Source organism: Paraburkholderia tagetis, assembly GCF_022213065.1.
GTDB classification, from domain to species: domain Bacteria; phylum Pseudomonadota; class Gammaproteobacteria; order Burkholderiales; family Burkholderiaceae; genus Paraburkholderia; species Paraburkholderia tagetis.
On record NZ_JAKLJA010000105.1, the window covers coordinates 1 to 3,279 of the forward strand.

3 protein-coding genes are annotated in these 3,279 nt (G+C 55.6%); all 3 read right to left on the reverse strand.

Going from position 1 to position 3,279, the window contains the following annotated elements; genetic code table 11:
• Positions 1-101 precede the first annotated feature (101 nt).
• Genes L5014_RS38370 through L5014_RS38380 form a run of 3 tightly spaced genes read right to left on the reverse strand, consistent with a single transcriptional unit; the run spans position 102 to position 2,957 of the window.
• On the reverse strand, positions 102-1,583 hold the full coding sequence (locus L5014_RS38370; protein WP_238469067.1) for an ATP-binding protein: 1,482 nt from the start codon (positions 1,581-1,583) through the stop codon (positions 102-104).
• Position 1,584: 1 nt separating this feature from the next.
• Entirely contained in the window at positions 1,585-2,025 is a 441-nt protein-coding gene (locus L5014_RS38375) for a hypothetical protein (protein ID WP_238469068.1), read from the reverse strand.
• Positions 2,025-2,957, reverse strand: coding sequence for a hypothetical protein (locus tag L5014_RS38380; protein ID WP_238469069.1), 933 nt, complete (start codon positions 2,955-2,957; stop codon positions 2,025-2,027). The genes L5014_RS38375 and L5014_RS38380 overlap by 1 nt, the downstream gene beginning before the upstream one ends.
• Positions 2,958-3,279: the final 322 nt, after the last annotated feature.

Sequence of the window (3,279 nt, forward strand, 5' to 3'; positions counted from 1 at the left end):
TTCATGTGGCGGTTCTCCTTGGTTCCCTGTCCGGGAAGGTTGGTCGTGGAAACCCGATTCTCTCGGATTCCCAACGGGGAACCGCCGCCTTCAACCTTCAACTACGCTTGGGACATTGCCCTCTGAAGCGAACGGATATCTTGCTCAAGAGTTATCTGCTTTCTGACGTCCGCCTCAAGCGTTGCGTCCGACTGCGATATGTTCTTTCGCAGATTTACCACGTAAGCTCGCTGCTGCGCTATTTCGCTTCCCAATGTCGCGATGTGGCCAGCCGATTGCTCGCCCATATTTTCCAAACCGGCAATCTGACCTTTCAGCATGCGCGACTGCGCTTCGAGGTAGTCGATGTTGTGCTGCAGGTCCATTGGTGTCACGCCCTCGGTATGGGGAAGCAGCGTGTTCTCAATGTCAGCACCACAAGTTGGGCACTTCCCCTCGGCGGATTGAAGTCGGAGACTTGCCCCCAAGTCATGAAGTTTCCGGGTGGTTCTGTTCTTGCGCAGGTCGGATTCCGCCTGCTGCAGGAGCTGTCGGAACTCGACGAGGGTGTTTTGTCGCAATCGTGCTTCACTCGTCAACGTCTCGTAGCGCGCCATGAGCATGTCCAGCTTGGCGGTCTGCTCGTTCAGCAGGTCGATGACATCTGGAGTAGCCGACGCCGGCCCGGCTTTGCGCCGGCGCTCGATTGCATGCCACTGTTCCGTCTTATTTGAAACAGCGCCAGATACCGCAACGTTTTCCGATTCAATTTTTACCCAGAGCGTCGCGTGGCCGGGCTCGAAAGACCTGTGGAGGGTCTTGGGGATGCCCTGTAATGAGACGCCTACCATATGCAAGGCAGCCTGAAGCTCAGCCAAATTGTCCGTCCACCGAGCTTGTAGCTGATTGATGAGCTGCTCGTTGAGCGCTCTGTCTTCTTCGAGCTTGAAATTGTCGAGGCCCAGGAGGTACTGAACTACCCGCGTTGGGGCACCCAAGATTTGATAGAACGGGATATTCGCTATGTAATCGGTCCAGCCGCGTTTCTGTTCGATGAGCAGCGCGGCGGCAACGACTTGCGGATAAAGTCGAGTGAGTCCGCCAACTGACGACTGCACACGAGGCAACTGCATGCCGAGAAACGTTTCGAGATAGCGCAGAAACCCCTGCTCGTACTGCGCCGCACCCGGGTCATGCAGGAAGAGCGGCGTGGGCTCACCTACAGCATCTCCGGGCTTGGTGACCAGTGCCCCGTTGAACGCTTCGACGAGCTTCGTCGCCTTGTTTTCGTTCCGGATAGGCCGCCGGAAGGTAACGACTTTCCCGGAAGCGTTCTCGACTTCCACCAAAACTGCCGAGTGGCTGATGACTCTCGTCTTGCCGTCGAACTGGAAGCTGTCGCGCACGGCTGACGTCAGGGCACGCTCGCCTTTCACGCCGACAAGTTCCTCAAACCCGAGACCATACATCAAGGTGTTCACCAAGGTACTTTTCCCAGATGAGTTACGACCTTTGATGATGTTGAGTCCCCGCTCAAAAGGCGTACGGAACCCAAACGTCTCGCCGTCGCTGATGATTCGGATTTCGATTCCACGGATGAACATGCTAGACCCACTTCTCTACGATGTTGTCGACCATTTTCTCGGTGATGGACGTCTTGAGTGAGCGGAGGTAGGCGGCATCCTCGTCGTACAACTGCTCTTCCAACGCTCGCTGGCAGAAGGTGCTGCCCTTGTCGGTTAGCGTCACTGTTTTGGCGGTCGCGGTGATGAGCCCATCCGCTGCGGCGAGTGTCATCGCCGTCTGCACAGTAGGGTCGAGACCCCACGCGGGAAAATCGATTTCCTGGCTCTTCGCGGCTCGAACGAGCTTTTCTCGTCGTGCATCCTCTTTTAAAACCCAGTTGAACAACTGCAGCCTGACGAGGCTAGACTTCCGCCCACGGGATGACAGCAACAATACAAGCAGAAGCTGGGTAATCTTGAATAGCGGTCGATGGTCGGGAAGTACCGATGAGGGGCGAACGTTGAACTCGAGGGTTGCCATTATTGGACCGGCTCCGAGAAATCGAGCTGGCATACGGCAAGCCAGCGCGCTACGACTAGGTCGGCAAGAGTCCGAGCATCACTGAAGCTGACAATCCCGCCGAGCTCTTTTTCGAGCCGGTTGCCGAGCTCACCTTTAACAGATTCCACCAGCTGGTTGGGCTCGCCAGTCCAGAAATACTTGAGCTCTTGCATCTCGTCGGCATAAAGCCCGATGACGCGAATCACTTGCGCGAAAGCTTGGGGCGACGTCCGTTCTATCGTCGCCAGATGGTGGTCACAGCGTAAGAACTTGCCTTGAACAATCTTGTTGAATTCCGACAACTCCGCTTCAAACGTTGGGCTGGCCTGGCGCGATTTGAGGCGCATGCGGTTCTTTCGAGCGATGAGCTTGTCATACTCCTCAGGTGCCTCCGGCAGGGCTATCGTTTTGTCCACTGCCGGGCCAAGCTGCAGCGCGGTGCCGGCGTTGCGTCTGCATTGCTCAAATTCACTGGAAAAGTAGCCAGCATCCAGAAGGGAGATATTGAAGTCTTCAGTGAGGATAGTCAGCTCCCAGTTGCGGGCATCCTTCTCCTTCTTCCGGGCGTGCTTGTGGAGCTCGTTGTCGTTTATCGTCGGCGTCACAAACAGCCAGTTCCGAATCTTTGTGGCGCCGATTCGCTCAGCTATCTGTTGCGCATATGATTTGAGCTTGCCCAAGTCGCGCGTAATCTTGTCGCGTATCGCGTCGTAAAGCTCATCCTGCGTGTAGTGCCGTTCTGGACAATAGCACTGGAAGGCAAGGCCGTCCGTCGTCCAACCCTCGATTCCATAGTCACCAGGCGAAGCTGGCATGCGCTGATATGACGGTCCGTATTTCAATTTGAACGCCAACTGACACAAGCGCTCCCAGCTCGTGCCATCGAAATTCCCGAAATCGGTTTGTATCACGAAGCCCCCAATCTACATATATCGTCCAGATACGGCTCTTCTTGTGTCGTCACCGCCACCGTAAACGGGCTTCTTGATGAGTTTAATGAGAACACCGTTTCTGGTTTACTGGTCGCACTATGGCGCAGGCAGGTTTGACCTTTCGGGCGATTATGTGTGCGCGACGCCTAAAAATCTACCAGTTAGTGCAGTTTGCTTCAGTGCTCGAGAGTGCCGAGTTCTTGCTCGCCATTTTCACGGTCTCGGCTCGACGCTCGAGAGCGTTAGTCCACTTCTCGGCGATCCACTGCCGTTTGCCTAAGCGCCGCAGCACTTCTTGTAT